This is a genomic window from Paenibacillus sp. HWE-109 (assembly GCF_022163125.1).
In the GTDB taxonomy this organism is placed as follows: Bacteria; Bacillota; Bacilli; order Paenibacillales; family NBRC-103111; genus Paenibacillus_E.
Genome location: NZ_CP091881.1, coordinates 38594 through 53076 on the forward strand (window position 1 = coordinate 38594; position 14483 = coordinate 53076).

Below are 14483 nucleotides of genomic sequence, written 5' to 3' on the forward strand. Positions count from 1 at the left end.
CTCCCTTACTTATGGATACGTGCCGTAACACTCATGCCTGGAATAATTCCCAATCCGCGATTGCCCTCCAACGAAATGGTAACAGGAATAACCTGTGTCACTTTCGTATAGTTGCCATTTGCATTGGACGAGGGCATCAGCGAGAAGGTCCCCGCTGTCGTTAATCCCAGCCGCTCCACTCTGCCCCCCAAGGTAGTTCCGGGAAAGGCGTCCACATAGACGTCTACCGCTTGTCCAACCTTTACATCATTTAAATCCGTTTCTTTCACATTCGCGGTCACCCATAGCCGGTCCAAATCGTAGATGTACGCCAGCGGTAAACCTGGTGATACCATCGCATCGACAACGGCGCTTTGTTGAACGATCGTTCCCCCTTTAGGGGCTGCGATTTCTACAGAACCTGTCGATGTTAATACACTTCCTAGTCGATCTCCGGATGAAGCCTTCTTGCTCACATCTCCTGACCAACTCGTTAGTTTGCCGGCAGCCGAAGAGCTGACGACAATCTGCTCACCACTTATCTGAGCGTTATTCGTACTTAAATAGTTAATCGACCGATTGTAAAAGTAATAGCCTAGCCCTGCCCCTCCGACAAGAATGATCAGGAGAACAATATTGAGAACAATCATTTTGATCGTACCCTTCATGGATCAACCGCCTTTTCTGTGAAATAGGTGCTAACACAAATAATATTCCCTATAAAAAAAGGGAATATGTGAGGGGGTTATGAAGAGGGATAATAAATCAAAGTTTTGTAAATGGCTTTGGTATCAGATACATTCCGATAGGTATGAGGCCGATCTGCTGAGAAATGAATCGCATCTCCAATGCCAAGCAGGTAGCTCTCTTGCGCAATGGTCAGCTCCAGCTTCCCTGCTACCATGAGGATGTACTCCTCAACGCCGTCGTTATGAGGTTCGGATGCATGCGAGCAGCCTGCCTCCATTTCGACCGTGTATATCTCAAAGCTTTTTTGTGGATGAAAAGGGAACAAAGGGTAAGCGCGGTACGCGCCGTCTTCCTCTTCGAAAGGTGAGAGCTCCGCAGCTCGAACCACCGTGATTTTCGGCTCATCATCTTCGATAAGGCTCGTAAAGGAAATTTGCAGTCCACTTACAATTTTCCAAAGTACGGATATCGTAGGATTGGAATCCCCTCGTTCGATTTGACCTAGCATCGCCTTGCTCACTCCGGTCAATTCCGCGACCTGATCCAGGCTTAATCCCCGTGTTTTGCGTATGTTAAGAAGCTTTCTACCGACCATTTTATGTATGGGCTCGTTCATTGTACATCCTCCTAGATCATGGGAAAAATATTTCCTGGTTTTTGAAAAGTGCCTATTTACAATATAACATACATTCGTGTAGTATCGTATACATAAGGGTGAAAACGCACAAATGTATGTTATAGTAAACGAGATAGGGGGGGACGGCATGGGTGGAACGATGGTTGGACTAGTGAAAGAGCAGAGAGGGCCAGGTGCTGTTCTGAAAGAAGTTCCTATTCCGATCTGCGGGGAGGATGAGGTGTTAGTTAAGATCAAAGCCACATCTATCTGCGGAACGGACGTGCATATTTACAAGTGGGATGCATGGGCAGATCAAACGGTGCTTACACCTAATGTGTTTGGACACGAATTTGCAGGCATTGTAGTGGAAACGGGCGCCCGGGCAACCGGCGTTAAAATAGGTGATCACGTATCGGCTGAAGGACATATCGTATGCGGCATTTGCAAAGCTTGCCGAACCGGTAACGCTCATGTCTGCCCGAATACCAAAAGTTTTGGCATAACGGCACCTGGCTGTTTTGCTGAATATGCAGTGGTGAAAGCCAGCAATATTATACACAACGATGTCAATTTGCCTTTTGAAATCGCTTGCTTGCAAGATCCGTTGGGCAATGCGGTGCAAACCGTGCTGTCTGGCGATATCGTGGGGAAATCGGTGGCTATCATTGGCGTAGGCCCGATTGGGCTCCTCGCGATTAAAGTGGCCAGAGCCTGCGGGGCAGGGACGATCTACGCGGTCGATATCAATGCCAAGCGGCTGCAGATGGCGATGGATATGGGAGCGGACCACGGCATTCATGCTCTAGAAACACGAACATCAGAAGCGCTGCTTGCTTTGACGGATGGGGAAGGCGTGGAAGTTGTCCTCGAGATGTCCGGCAGTCCGCAAGCGATTGCAGAGGGTTTTCAAGCTGCAGCCAAAGCAGGGCGTGTTTCCTTGCTTGGCATTCCGACCCGTGAGGTAAGCTTGGATGTGACGAATCATATCATTTTCAAAGGATTGCGGGTAGAGGGAATCACCGGTCGCAAAATGTACGATTCCTGGTATCAAATGAAAGGCTTGCTGAATCAAAAGCGCATCGACCTTGCCTCTGTGATTACCCATCGATTTACACTTGATCACTATGAGGAAGCATTTCGTTTAATGGCCGAAGGGCAATGTGGGAAAATAGTATTTATTCATTAATCGGTGAAGCGATTGGAGGAGAAACTTATGGGTTATTTGGACGATTTAGCTTCGGATATTGAAGGCTGGAAGAAGGATGGACGATACCGTAAGATCAAGGTCTGGGAGAGCGGCTCAGATACTTGGATGACGCTGAATGGAAGACGAATTCTGCAGATGTCATCCAATAACTATCTGGGACTTACTCATCATCCTAAGCTGAAGGAAGCTGCTAGTCAGGCTATTGACAAATATGGCGTAGGCAGCGGCTCCGTACGGACGATTACCGGTACGCTCGATATTCATGAGGAACTCGAAATCGAACTGGCCAAATTCAAAGGAACAGAAGCAGCGCTTGTATTCCAGTCCGGCTTCACGACGAATCAGGGGGCTCTATCTTCGATTCTCGGGCCTGACGATGTGGTCATCAGCGATGAACTGAATCATGCGAGCATCATTGACGGTATCCGGCTGACCAAGGCGAGCCGCAAAATTTTTGCTCATAAGGACATGGATCAACTGGAAGCAGTCTTGAAAGAAACGCAGCACCACCGCAAACGTGTTGTCGTTACTGACGGTGTATTTAGTATGGACGGTGACATCGCGCCGCTTCCAGCAATTGTTCAACTGGCGGAAGCTTATGACGCAATTGTCTATGTCGATGATGCGCATGCCAGTGGGGTTCTCGGCAAAAACGGCAAGGGGTCGACCGATCATTTCGGTCTACACGGGCGAGTACACATTCAAATTGGCACATTATCCAAAGCCATCGGTGCTGTAGGCGGTTATGTAGCTGGCGCCCAACTGCTGAAGGAGCATCTGATTCATACGGCCCGGCCGTTTCTATTCAGTACATCGCAGCCTCCGGCTGTTGCGGCGACTTGTTTAGCCGCAATTCGAGTGCTGCAGGAGAGCGCGGATTTAGTTACCCGGCTGTGGGACAATGCCAATGATTTTCGAACGCAGCTGAAACAGCTAGGCTTCGATACGGGAGCGAGTGAAACGCCGATTATTCCGATTATTGTAGGTGATCCAGCTCGAACGATGCGCTTTTCGGATCGATTGCTGGAAACAGGCATCTTCGCCCAAGGAATTGTGTATCCGACGGTTGCTATGGACAAAGGCCGCGTGAGGCTCATCGTGACAGCGCAGCATACGAAGGAAGATCTTGCCTTTGCGCTAAATGCCTTGCAGCAGGTGGGTCGGGAGTTTGGATTGATTTCTTAATACAAGAAAAGCGACAAAAACAAAAGACAGTCCCAGAAGGCCTGACAAGGTCTAAGGGATTGTCTTTTTTTCTTCATAAATAGAAAACATGCAACCAAAAGATACGCAATGTACATAAATCTGGTATAATTGGTGAAATCATGAATAATGTTGAAGAGGATTTGAACGAGGTGAATAAAAATGATCATGAAAACCAGTGTTGATGCTTTGAATATCCATATTTATTCGGATCGCAGGACGATGGGAGCAGATGCTGGCGCTGATGTAGCTGCCAAGATCAAAGAACTGCTGCTTGTTAAGCCGGCGATTCGGATGATCTTTGCAGCAGCGCCATCGCAGAAAGAACTTTTAAGCTATTTGACAGAGGATCAGGAAATAGAGTGGTCGAGGATAACCGCGTTTCAAATGGAAGAATATCTGGGATTGCCCCAAGATGCTGCGCAAATGTTTCGCCACTTCTTGCACAAGCATCTTGTCAGCCAAGTCAATCCGCAGGTTGTGAATTGGATAGACAACGCGAATGCAAGCGATATCGAATGTCTTCGCTACACGCAGTTATTGCAGGAAGCACCAATTGATATTGTGTGCCTCGGAATCGGCGAGAATGGACATCTCGCTTTTAATGATCCACGGGTTGCTGACTTTCAGGACCCTGAACTTGTGAAACAAGTTCAATTAGATGATGCCAGCCGGCAGCAGCAGGTCAATGACGGCTGTTTTCCATCCTTTGATGACGTTCCTACACATGCCTTAACCTTAACGATTCCCGCATTGCTGGCAGGCGAATTTCTGTTTTGTATGGCGCCCAGCAAAAGCAAGCATCAAGCTGTTAAGCGGACATTGAATGAACCGGTTTCTCCCAACTGCCCATCCACCATACTCCGGAATCATCCTAATTGTACATTATATGTTGATCGCGATGCCTACGGGCATGTCTAGTTCATAGCCATAGCATAAAGCTCAAGAGGATCCTTTGCGATTTCGGTACTTGGCCACCCCCCACATCAGAAGGGGCAAGGCAAGCATATGAAGGGGAAAGAAGTACGGATTTGCGATCTTTTGCGGGAAGAAAATGGAACTGTCGATAAAATCACGAGGAACAAGGGCTAGCAGCAGGACAGCTGGCGCAACGAACCACATCATTTTGCGCCATTTCTGAATGCCAATCCATTGCGCTGTTCCGAAGGTGCATACGAAGAAATAAAGCGATACTTTAACGAAAACACCGACAATCCACATGGCGATTACGATAGAATCCAAGTTCTGAAAGAAATCAAAGTAAGAGATATATCGCACTAAATTAAAATAAGGATAGGTATGGAGAGCAGCCGCTTCATTACCAAAGACGGAAATAATTAAAAAAGTAGAAACACAGGTCAAGAAACCAGCGGTACCTACCCCAAGCAATGCCGGCTTAACTGCGGATCTAGGTACGGCAACAAAACCAAAGAGCATGATCAACATGATGCAATCACCTAGAAATGTGGAAGAGGGCAGGGCGCCTTTCAGAATGATCATAGGGCTGCTATCCGCGTAAATCGGAAGAATATTAGCAATTTGGATATTCTTGATGGAGAGCAGGAGCGGGATGGTTATTCCTAGCAAAGCAAGCGGACCCAGCAGTTCGCTGCTCCTGGCAATGGCCTCAATGCCCGAGTAGGTCACATAAACAGCAACTAACAGCATGCCAATCATTGGGATGATGACAGGTGTTCTAGGCAGTATGGTCGCTAGAATGAACTCTGCGTACTGCCGTAAGATGATGGCAAGGACAGAATACCAGAAAATGAAATAAATAAAGATGATCACGTTTCCCAGCGCACGGCCAAACAAGATCTTGGCATAACCTGTGAACGTTTGCCGAGGATAAATCAAGCTCATGCGAGAGCAAATAAAAGCCACGCATACGCCTACGATAGCCGCGCAGCCCGTTGAGATCCAAGCATCCTGTTTGGATACTTGAATACTTGGATTAATTGTTAGCAGGATGGTCATCCCGAGCTGCATCGTAACCATCAGCCAGAAGAGTTGTTTCCCGTTAATCCTCATGTCCATAGAGGGGCTCCTTTATTTATCGATGAGTTTGCCGATCGGACGGAAGAGCGAATCCACCATCTGGGAAGGGCCGGGCAAGGTGGGGTTTACGACCAAGGAAATGGCAAGAATCCAACATAAAGCCAGGATAGCGATGTACGTGATTTTTTCATTTCTCGGAGTGCCTTTAAGCCGGAACCATTGATATAGGGTGATGACCAAACACCCTGCCATGAATAAGGGGATACCTTTACTTGTCATAACGCAGTCTCCTTATTCAGGTTGAGTCGCTCTAATACTGGAGAGGCCGGGGCGAAGCATTTTGGCATCGGAATGGATCGCAACCTCGACAGTGGGAAATAATTCGTCCCAGCGTTGTTGATTTTTTTTCCACTCTTTGGGATATGCGCGATGGAATTCTCCGGCAAACCCGAAAATATCTGCTTGTAAATCATGCTGCGCCTTATCCAAAGCGGATCGAACACGGTTCTCAATGTCAGCGTTCAAGGCTTTCTCCACCGTTTTTACAGCGTTCGAATCTTCTACTAAATTGAGCTCTGTCGTATTCTGAAGCGCGTCGTCTTCGGTATGGATCCAAACATTCATCCGCCATTTCCCATTTTCGATAATAGGTTCAAGGGTCGTCTTGCTTTTGATTAAGTTTGCCGAGACGGTTCCTTCGGTGTTCTCGGGCACAACAGTGACCACAGCTTGTTTGATTTCGTTTCGCAGCCACAAGGCGCCTCTTGTGGTGCTATCGTCAATTTTACCGATCATTTTGTCATTTTTAAAAACAGCTGTGGCATTAATAAAGCTCTCGCTTTTATCAGGGTTATTCGATGATAAAGGGGCTGTTAACTCCATATAGGGCAGAGCAGCCGCGCGGGAACCACCCCCGAGCATTTGAGCCAGATCTGCCAAGGTTACGCTTAGCGTGAGTTTACTTTTTGAGATTTCACGCAAAGACTCCGCTGTATTGCGTTCAAGCTTGGTATTCAGTTCGAGAATATTACGTGCTTCTCCCTTGCTGACATACATGTAAGCTCGTTCCCTGGGCTGAGGGGCTCGCATGAAATAATCGAGATCGTCGCGAATACCGCTTCGTGCAACAGCTTCTCCGAAAATAATAACCTCGGCATGTCCCCAGAAGAGTTTCCTAGGCAGCTTTTCTTGCAAGTGAGAAAGGGCATCAGCAAGGTTTATGCCAAAGGCTGATTTGACGTACGATGACTGACTACCGCCGCCGCTGCCTTTTAATCCGCTATCCATCGAAATATTGCTTGAGCCCCGCGGCACGAAGATCTGCACGGTCAGTTCAATCGTTTTGTTGTCATGCTTATCAATGGCCGCCCCTGTAATTAACGCTAAATCATTAACTTCGTTCCGATCCCAGCATCCCGTGAGCAGAAGTGCCAAGAGCCCCAATCCCCAGCTTAACCGCATCGTATGTCCAAAGCTTCGGATGATCATCGTTTGAAAGCCCCTTTAACTGTAACTAGAAGGAACAGCATGCTAGGAACGACGACTTGCAAAAGGAGTGAGAAGAAAGGCAAGGTGGTTCCCAGATAGTGTTTCAGTTGCTGAAAATTAGGTGATACCCAGACACTGAATAGAATAGTCAGAATTCCGCAAGGGATAATCAGCGGACGATAATCGGCAAGCTAGAGCAGTTGGGCAATCCCCAAAACAGTTGCATAGTAAATTATGGCTACTTTTATGAATATGCCAATAAGCCAGATGGCCATAAGAAGTGATTCTACATGTTCGAGGAAATCTGCAATAGAAATGTAACGAACCGCAGCCAGAAAAGCATAATTCAATCCTTCGGTTAATGTCCCGAATAAGAACAAAATCGAAAGATTGATTGCTAAAAGGGTTAGCAGCACAGAAACAACGCTGATAAATCCCCATTTCAATATCTTCTCTCCATGACTTACATAGGGAAGGAGATAGGCAAGAACGAAAAATTGAGAAAACCAGGAAGAGGGGACGATTGAACCCAACAAAGGCGGAAGCAGCCCTTCTCCGAAAATTGGAAACATTTGTTTAAGCTCGAAATCGGGAATCATCAAAATGACCATAACGAAAATAATCAACACAGCCACAGGGATCAAAATCTGCGCTGTGCGGCTGAGGACCTCGAGTCCCGCATGAATAGCATAGGCACAGACGCTAACCATGCAAGTAATAACAATCAGCATCGGCGTTTCTTGCAGGAAGCTGCTACTAATGAATTCGCCGTATTCGCGGAGCACAAGCCCATTTGTAAATAGGAGTGCTCCCAAGAAAAGAATCCCAATAGCTTTTCCGCCATAGGGGCCAAGAAGCGTTTGGGAATATTCAATAAAAGTAAGACTGGGATATGCTTTGTGCAGTCGGACAACAACGTAGACCATCCAGAATCCTACAAGTGACGCAATGAGGGGAGTCATCCACATATCGATGCCGGCTGTGCGAATGGTAATCGACGGAACCGAAAGGGCTGCCGTAGCCAATATTGTAGGATGCATGAGAATTGCTAGCTGCAGTGGCGATATTTTGCCTTTTTCAATCATCAGATTCATTCCCTTTGGGCTTTTCCGGCTTTTGTTTGGCAGGTAGTCGGGTTGAATTCGATTTCCCGGTAAATTTCGGACATGTTCGCATAGCCCAGATGGGGGCGCGAATAAGCACATCCTTCAGCTCGGCTCCCTTCATTGGGGCAATCGGCTGCAAGTAAGGGACCCCCAGAGAGCGCAGAGAAGACAGATGAATCACGATAACGATAAATCCAAGCATAAGCCCAAGCAGACCTAGCATGCCGGACAGGAACATAATCGGGAATCGCAGCATCCGCAAGGCAATCCCTGCCGAGTATTGCGGCATCATGAACGACGCGATACCTGTAATCGCTACGACCATGACCATAGGCGCGGAGACCAGACCGGCTGAAGTAGCTGCTTGTCCGATAACCAAAGCGCCTACGATACTGACAGCTGCACCGACTTGCTTCGGCAGTCGAACCCCTGCTTCGCGGAGGGCTTCGAATGAAACTTCCATCAGCAGCGCTTCGATAAGTGCAGGAAACGGGATATCCTCTCTGGATTTTGCGATACTGAGTAATAGCGATGTAGGGACCATTTCTTGATGATAGGTCAGAATGGCCACATATAAGGAGGGCAGCAGGAGTGTGATGAAGAAAAATAAATAGCGCAGCCACCGGATAAAAGTGCCAATAATAAACCTTTGATAGTAATCCTCTGGCGATTGCAAGAGCGAGAACAACGTAGCAGGCGCTACAAGGGCAAAAGGTGTCCCGTCGACTAAAATAGAAACTTTTCCTTCCAATAAGGCAGCGCAGGCAACATCGGGTCTTTCTGTCACTTGAATCTGTGGAAAAGGCGAGAAGGGATTATCCTCGATCAGCCCCTCGATATAGCCGCTTTCCAGAATTCCGTCAATTTGGATATCTGCAATCCGCTGCGAGACCTCTTCAACTAGCGAGGCATTCGCGATCCCTTCCATATAGATGAGAACGACTTCGGTTTGTGTATGTTTGCCTACCGTATAAGCGACCATTTTCAAGGATGAACTCTTGATTTTCCTGCGAAGCATGGACGTATTCACACTCATCGTTTCTGTAAAACCTTCACGAGGTCCCCGAATAATGGACTCAGCGGAAGGTTCTTCAATGCTTCTTTTTTCCCATTTGGCTAAACCTAGAGCGAACCCTTTGGCCACACCGTCAATGAAAAGCCCTACGGATCCTGAAGAAATAAGGGCTACCATTTCTGTTAAAGTCGCCGTCTCCCTGATGTCAGAGATACTAATCAAGGAGGACAAGTCCTTTTCCGTGTACTTCCACTCTTCTGCGGATTCTGCAAGTAAAGGAGTCAGGACATTTCGATCCAATATCTCCAGATTCACCATGCCCTCGAAATGTAACACGAAAGCTTTGGTCGTCCCCCCAATGATGAATTCGTGGAAATGAAGATCCTTGCATTTATCGTAAATGCTTTTTAGCATCTGAAGGTTACTATCTATCGAGGAGGAAACGGCTTCTGATGAATCCGAAGAAAATGTATCCATAAGAGTGCTCCTTAACAGTGATAATTATCTGTTTGTCCAATAATGTGATTAGCTAAACAATTGCCAATATTTGAAAACGTATAGTTAATCATATAAACTGAGGATATAGAGCTATTTTGGTGAAAAATGTAGCCTATAGTCAAAATCTGTAACTAAATCATATAGGTGGTGCCCAAATGAGTACATTTAAATCTTGGTTTTCAAGTGCCAAAACAGGCTTAACGGATCAAGTGAAGAAGTTTCAAAACAAAGATTTTCTGGACGCAGTCGTTGCGGGATGTGCGATTGTAGCCGCTGCTGATGGAAGTATCGGAAACGAAGAGAAAGAGAAAATGGTCGGCTACATTAGCCGCAGCGAAGAATTGAAAGTATTTGAAGTGAGTAACGTGATTGCTCGTTTCAATCATTTTGCCGGCAGTTTTGAGTTCTCCAATATTGTTGGAAAACAAGAAGCGCTTAAAGTGATTGCCAAGTTCAATAATAAGCCGGAAGTTGGCCGTATTATTATTGCTGTTTGTTGTGCCATCGGTGCTGCAGATGGTGACTTTGATGAGAATGAGAAGCGTGTTGTAAGAGATATTTGTACCACTCTTAACCTGAATCCTAGCGAATTTAGTCTGTAAAGGTCGAAAGTATAAATATTTCAGTAGAATTGTGAAACGTGATGGACATTCATCCGTATCAGAATAATAGGCAAGACAAAAAACAAGCAAAACTGCGAAGGGAGGTGACCACGTTGACAATCAATCTGGTCAAAGGTCAGAAGATCGATTTAACGAAAGGAAACGCTGGTCTATCTAAAGTAGTTGTAGGGCTAGGCTGGGATCCTGCTGTCGTTGAGAAAAAAGGTTTTTTCGGAACCAAAAAAACAACCGTAGAAATTGACTGCGATGCTTCTGTCATTATGTTGGATGAGAACGGCAGATTGACAAAAGAGAAGAACGTCGTATTCTTCGCAAATCTGCAAAGTCCAGATGGCTCCGTCGTTCACTCCGGTGATAACCGTACGGGCGAAGGCGATGGCGATGATGAACAAATCGCTGTTAATTTGGGTCAAGTGCCTGCGGATGTCAGTAAAATTGTATTTGTTGTCAATATTTATGATTGTGTAAATAGAAAGCAAGATTTCGGACTCATTCAATCCGCCTATATCCGGATTTTGAATGATTCTAACCAAGCTGAATTGGTTAAATTTAATTTAACCGACAACTATTCAGGTAAAACGTCTCTGATCGTTGGTGAGATGTATCGTCATAGCGGAGAATGGAAATTTACTGCAATTGGCGAAGGCAGCACGGATACAACAATTGGACAATTAGTGAAACGCTATAACTAAAAATTAAAAATAAACCAAATCCCAATTAAAAGTGAGGTTAACTACAATGGCAATTTCTCTATCTAAAGGTCAAAAAGTAGATTTAACAAAAACAAACCCAGGTTTAACGAAAGTGATCGTTGGTCTTGGCTGGGACACGAACAAATATGATGGTGGTAAAGATTTCGACTTAGACGCTTCTATCTTCTGTGTGAATGCTACGGGCAAAGTTGGATCTGAATCCGACTTCATCTTCTACAACAACCCTAAGAATGCGAATGGTTCTGTTGTTCACACAGGTGACAACCGTACAGGTGCAGGTGACGGAGACGACGAGCAAGTTGTTATTGACTTGGCATCAGTTCCAGCTGAAACAGAAAAAATTGCTTTCTGCATCACGATTCATGATGCTGAAGCAAGAGCGCAAAACTTCGGACAAGTATCCAACGCTTACGTGCGCATTTTGAACGATGCTTCAGGCGCAGAGTTGATCCGTTTTGATCTAGGCGAAGACTTCTCCGTAGAAACAGGTGTTGTAGTAGGCGAGTTGTACCGCAACAACGGCGAGTGGAAATTCAGCGCTATCGGCAGCGGATACAGAGACGGTCTAGGCGGTTTGGCTCGTGACTACGGTTTGCAAACTTCTTAATCATTGAACGGTAAGGAGATGCCCAAATGACAATTAGCTTGTCCAAAGGTCAAAGAATTGACTTAACCAAAACGAATCCAGGTTTAAGCAAAGCCATTATCGGATTAGGCTGGGATACGAACAAATATAGCGGCGGCCATTCCTTTGATCTAGATGCATCGGCGTTCCTGCTTCATGCCGATGGCAAAGCCAAAGGAATAGATGATTTCATCTTCTACAACAATCTGGTGGGTGCGGGTGGTTCTGTGCAGCACACCGGCGATAACCGAACAGGTGACGGGGATGGAGACGATGAGCAAATCAAGGTTGACTTCTCCAAAATACCGGCGCATATTCACCGAGTCGGCATTGCGGTAACGATTCATGATGCGCCTAATCGGAACCAAAACTTTGGACAAGTGTCCAATGCGTTCGTTCGGCTAGTCGATGAAATTACGAATCGCGAAATTCTGCGTTACGATCTAGGTGAGGATTTCTCCGTTGAGACGGCGGTTGTTATTTGTGAGTTGTACAGAGACAGCCAAGGTCAAGATTGGAAATTCCAAGCTGTTGGCAGTGGTTTTCAAGGCGGTCTTCAAGCGTTATGCAAAAATTATGGGCTTGATGCAGAGTAGTGTTTAGTACTACGGGTGGTGCGTGCAAGGCATCACCCTTCCATTTTGGCACGGAAAGGTGACAGTCCTTCATGCACATCTCTCTTATTAAAGGCCAAAAGGCCGATCTTACAAAAACAAATCCGGGACTTTCCACGATTGGTATCGGTATCGGTTGGCAGGCTCCTGCACATGTGGACCTGGACACATCGGCATTCTTATTAGGCGCCAACGGCAAAGTCGATCATGATGATCAATTAGTCTTCTATAACAACCCAACCAAAAATGGCGTGAAATTTATTGATCAACCTTCATCTGGACAAGATCAGAAACAATTCGCAATCCAATTCTCTGAGGTGCCAACGAATGTTGAGAAGATAGCGATCACCTTGACGATTTATGAAGGGGAGAAGCTGAAACAACAATTCGGTTTGGTCAATCAAGCTTATATCCGGATTTTCCATCAGGGTACGGGACAAGATATTTTGCGATATGACTTAGGAAATCAATTCTCCGTTGAGACAGCGATTGTTGTTGGAGAAATATATAGATACGGCAGTGAATGGAAGTTCAGTGCTATTGGATCTGGTTTTTCGGGCGGCCTCAAAGCGCTGTGCGGTAATTTTGGCATCGAAGTGAAGGACGAGCCTACAGCTCCTCCGACAACGAATCCGACGCCTGCGCCGACACCTGCCCCTACAGCAGCACCAATTCCTAGCAGTACGCCACCACTTATCCCTCCGGCTCCCATCAATCTGAACAAGATTGAGCTGAAAAAGAAGGGAGATCGGATCAGTTTAGAGAAGAAGAGTGCCGGTCAGCTTGGAGAAATTCTCATTAATTTGAATTGGAATCAGAAGAAGTCAACAGGCTTTTTTGGAAAAAGCAAAGGGATTGATTTGGATCTTGCCTGTTTGTATGAACTGAAAAATGGTCAAAAAGGTGTCATCCAAGCACTTGGCAACCAGTTCGGCGCGTTAAACAGAGAGCCGTATATAGCCTTAGATGGTGATGACCGCACTGGCTCAGTAACCACAGGTGAAAATATACGAATCAACGGTAATAAGTTGACGGAATTTGAACGAATTCTTATTTTCACGTTCATTTATGAAGGAGCAACAACATGGTCTGAGGCTGATGGGGTCGTTTCCATTAAGCAGGATGGCGGACCTGACATCATCGTGAAATTAAACGAGCATAATAATCGTCAAGGGATGTGCGCTATTGCTCTTATTCGTAATCAAAATAATGAAACATTCAGTATTGAACGTCTTGTCCAATACTTCTCCGGTCATAAACAGCTGGATGAAGCCTTTGGATGGGGGATGAGATGGGTTGCAGGCAGTAAATAATGAATGAAAAATGATAGAGGGGGGTCACAGCATGGCAGATTTTTTTCAGAGCTTTATTGACAATTTCACCAACTTTTTTAACTGGGACGTGCTTTCAGCCACGCTCTCAGACCCGGTCAGCTGGGGAATTATCGGTACGCTGGTTATCCTAGAGGGTTTATTATCCGCAGATAACGCTTTGGTTCTTGCCGTCATGGTTAAACATTTGCCCAAAGAGCAGCAGAAGAAAGCTTTATTTTACGGATTGCTAGGAGCTTATGTGTTCAGGTTCATCGCTATTGGGGTAGGTACTTTCCTCGTACAGATTACCTGGATCAAAGTGCTCGGTGGTGGGTATCTCTTATGGATTGCCATTAGTAACCTCTTCTTCAAGAAGCATGAAGAAGAAGGGGAAGTTAAGAATAAGGGACTTTCCTTCTGGCGCACGGTGCTAGCCGTAGAAATCATGGATATTGCTTTCAGCGTCGATAGCGTGCTTGCTGCTTTCGGTGTCAGTGACAAGGTTTGGGTATTGTTCCTTGGTGGTATTATCGGGGTATTAATGATGAGAGGCGTTGCGCAAGTCTTCTTGAAGCTCATTGACAAGATTCCAGAGTTGGAGAAAGCAGCTTTCATCCTAATTATCGTCATCGGTCTTAAAATGATTGCCGGCGCCTTCGGGTTCCATGTCTCCCATGTTATTTTCTTTAGTATCCTTATTGTCATCTTTGGTGGTACGATTATCCTTAGCTTGCTTCGCAAGAAAAATAAACCAGAGTCTGCTAACTAAACTTAACATTCACAATCCCTCCT

Annotated in this window: 16 protein-coding genes; 9 read left to right on the forward strand and 7 right to left on the reverse strand. The window is 45.9% G+C overall.

The features are described from left to right. Nucleotides 1–5 precede the first annotated feature (5 nt). Nucleotides 6–647, reverse strand: a complete 642-nt coding sequence (locus LOZ80_RS00165) for an HlyD family secretion protein (RefSeq protein WP_238169547.1) — start codon at nt 645–647, stop codon at nt 6–8. A 77-nt stretch (nt 648–724) separates the two neighbouring features. After that, the gene (locus LOZ80_RS00170) at nt 725–1285 is read right to left on the reverse strand and encodes a helix-turn-helix domain-containing protein (RefSeq protein ID WP_238169548.1); all 561 of its coding nucleotides are present in this window, start codon (nt 1283–1285) and stop codon (nt 725–727) included. Nucleotides 1286–1433: 148 nt separating this feature from the next. Here LOZ80_RS00170 and tdh point away from each other — a divergent pair, with 148 nt between their 5' ends. The 3 genes from tdh to LOZ80_RS00185 all read left to right on the forward strand — a co-directional run bounded on the left by tdh (nt 1434) and on the right by LOZ80_RS00185 (nt 4619). Next, a complete protein-coding gene (gene tdh, locus LOZ80_RS00175) occupies nt 1434–2474 on the forward strand; it encodes an L-threonine 3-dehydrogenase (protein ID WP_238169549.1) in 1041 nt (346 codons plus the stop codon). Between the two features lie 27 nt (nt 2475–2501). Then, nucleotides 2502–3680 carry a glycine C-acetyltransferase gene (locus LOZ80_RS00180; RefSeq protein WP_238169550.1) on the forward strand — a complete coding sequence of 393 codons (1179 nt, stop codon included), beginning with the start codon at nt 2502–2504 and terminating at the stop codon, nt 3678–3680. Between the two features lie 186 nt (nt 3681–3866). Further along, nucleotides 3867–4619, forward strand: coding sequence for a 6-phosphogluconolactonase (locus tag LOZ80_RS00185; protein WP_337950990.1), 753 nt, complete (start codon nt 3867–3869; stop codon nt 4617–4619). A 21-nt stretch (nt 4620–4640) separates the two neighbouring features. Here the strand turns inward: LOZ80_RS00185 and LOZ80_RS00190 are convergent, their stop codons facing one another. The 5 genes from LOZ80_RS00190 to LOZ80_RS00210 form a co-directional block, all read right to left on the reverse strand. Continuing rightward, nucleotides 4641–5735: a GerAB/ArcD/ProY family transporter gene (locus LOZ80_RS00190; protein WP_238169552.1), complete on the reverse strand. Its 1095-nt coding sequence runs from the start codon at nt 5733–5735 to the stop codon at nt 4641–4643. Between the two features lie 12 nt (nt 5736–5747). Further along, nucleotides 5748–5975, reverse strand: coding sequence for a hypothetical protein (locus tag LOZ80_RS00195; RefSeq protein ID WP_238169553.1), 228 nt, complete (start codon nt 5973–5975; stop codon nt 5748–5750). Nucleotides 5976–5987: 12 nt separating this feature from the next. Continuing rightward, nucleotides 5988–7184 (reverse strand): Ger(x)C family spore germination protein, encoded by a 1197-nt coding sequence (locus LOZ80_RS00200; RefSeq protein WP_238169554.1) that lies wholly within the window; start codon nt 7182–7184, stop codon nt 5988–5990. A 191-nt stretch (nt 7185–7375) separates the two neighbouring features. Next, the gene (locus LOZ80_RS00205; protein WP_238169555.1) at nt 7376–8269 is read right to left on the reverse strand and encodes a GerAB/ArcD/ProY family transporter; all 894 of its coding nucleotides are present in this window, start codon (nt 8267–8269) and stop codon (nt 7376–7378) included. Then, nucleotides 8262–9782, reverse strand: coding sequence for a spore germination protein (locus LOZ80_RS00210; RefSeq protein ID WP_238169556.1), 1521 nt, complete (start codon nt 9780–9782; stop codon nt 8262–8264). The genes LOZ80_RS00205 and LOZ80_RS00210 overlap by 8 nt, the downstream gene beginning before the upstream one ends. Before the next feature lie 176 nt (nt 9783–9958). Here LOZ80_RS00210 and LOZ80_RS00215 point away from each other — a divergent pair, with 176 nt between their 5' ends. The 6 genes from LOZ80_RS00215 (at nt 9959) to LOZ80_RS00240 (ending at nt 14460) form a co-directional block, all read left to right on the forward strand. Beyond that, nucleotides 9959–10405: a tellurite resistance TerB family protein gene (locus LOZ80_RS00215; RefSeq protein ID WP_238169557.1), complete on the forward strand. Its 447-nt coding sequence runs from the start codon at nt 9959–9961 to the stop codon at nt 10403–10405. A 113-nt stretch (nt 10406–10518) separates the two neighbouring features. Beyond that, nucleotides 10519–11118, forward strand: a complete 600-nt coding sequence (locus tag LOZ80_RS00220) for a TerD family protein (RefSeq protein ID WP_238169558.1) — start codon at nt 10519–10521, stop codon at nt 11116–11118. A gap of 46 nt (nt 11119–11164) precedes the next feature. Beyond that, nucleotides 11165–11746: a TerD family protein gene (locus tag LOZ80_RS00225; protein WP_238169559.1), complete on the forward strand. Its 582-nt coding sequence runs from the start codon at nt 11165–11167 to the stop codon at nt 11744–11746. 26 nt (nt 11747–11772) lie between these two features. Next, nucleotides 11773–12360, forward strand: a complete 588-nt coding sequence (locus tag LOZ80_RS00230; RefSeq protein ID WP_238169560.1) for a TerD family protein — start codon at nt 11773–11775, stop codon at nt 12358–12360. 71 nt (nt 12361–12431) lie between these two features. Beyond that, nucleotides 12432–13691 (forward strand): TerD family protein, encoded by a 1260-nt coding sequence (locus tag LOZ80_RS00235; RefSeq protein ID WP_238169561.1) that lies wholly within the window; start codon nt 12432–12434, stop codon nt 13689–13691. 31 nt (nt 13692–13722) lie between these two features. Beyond that, complete coding sequence (locus tag LOZ80_RS00240; protein ID WP_238169562.1) at nt 13723–14460, forward strand: TerC family protein; 738 nt, start codon at nt 13723–13725, stop codon at nt 14458–14460. The last annotated feature ends 23 nt before the right edge of the window (nt 14461–14483 follow it).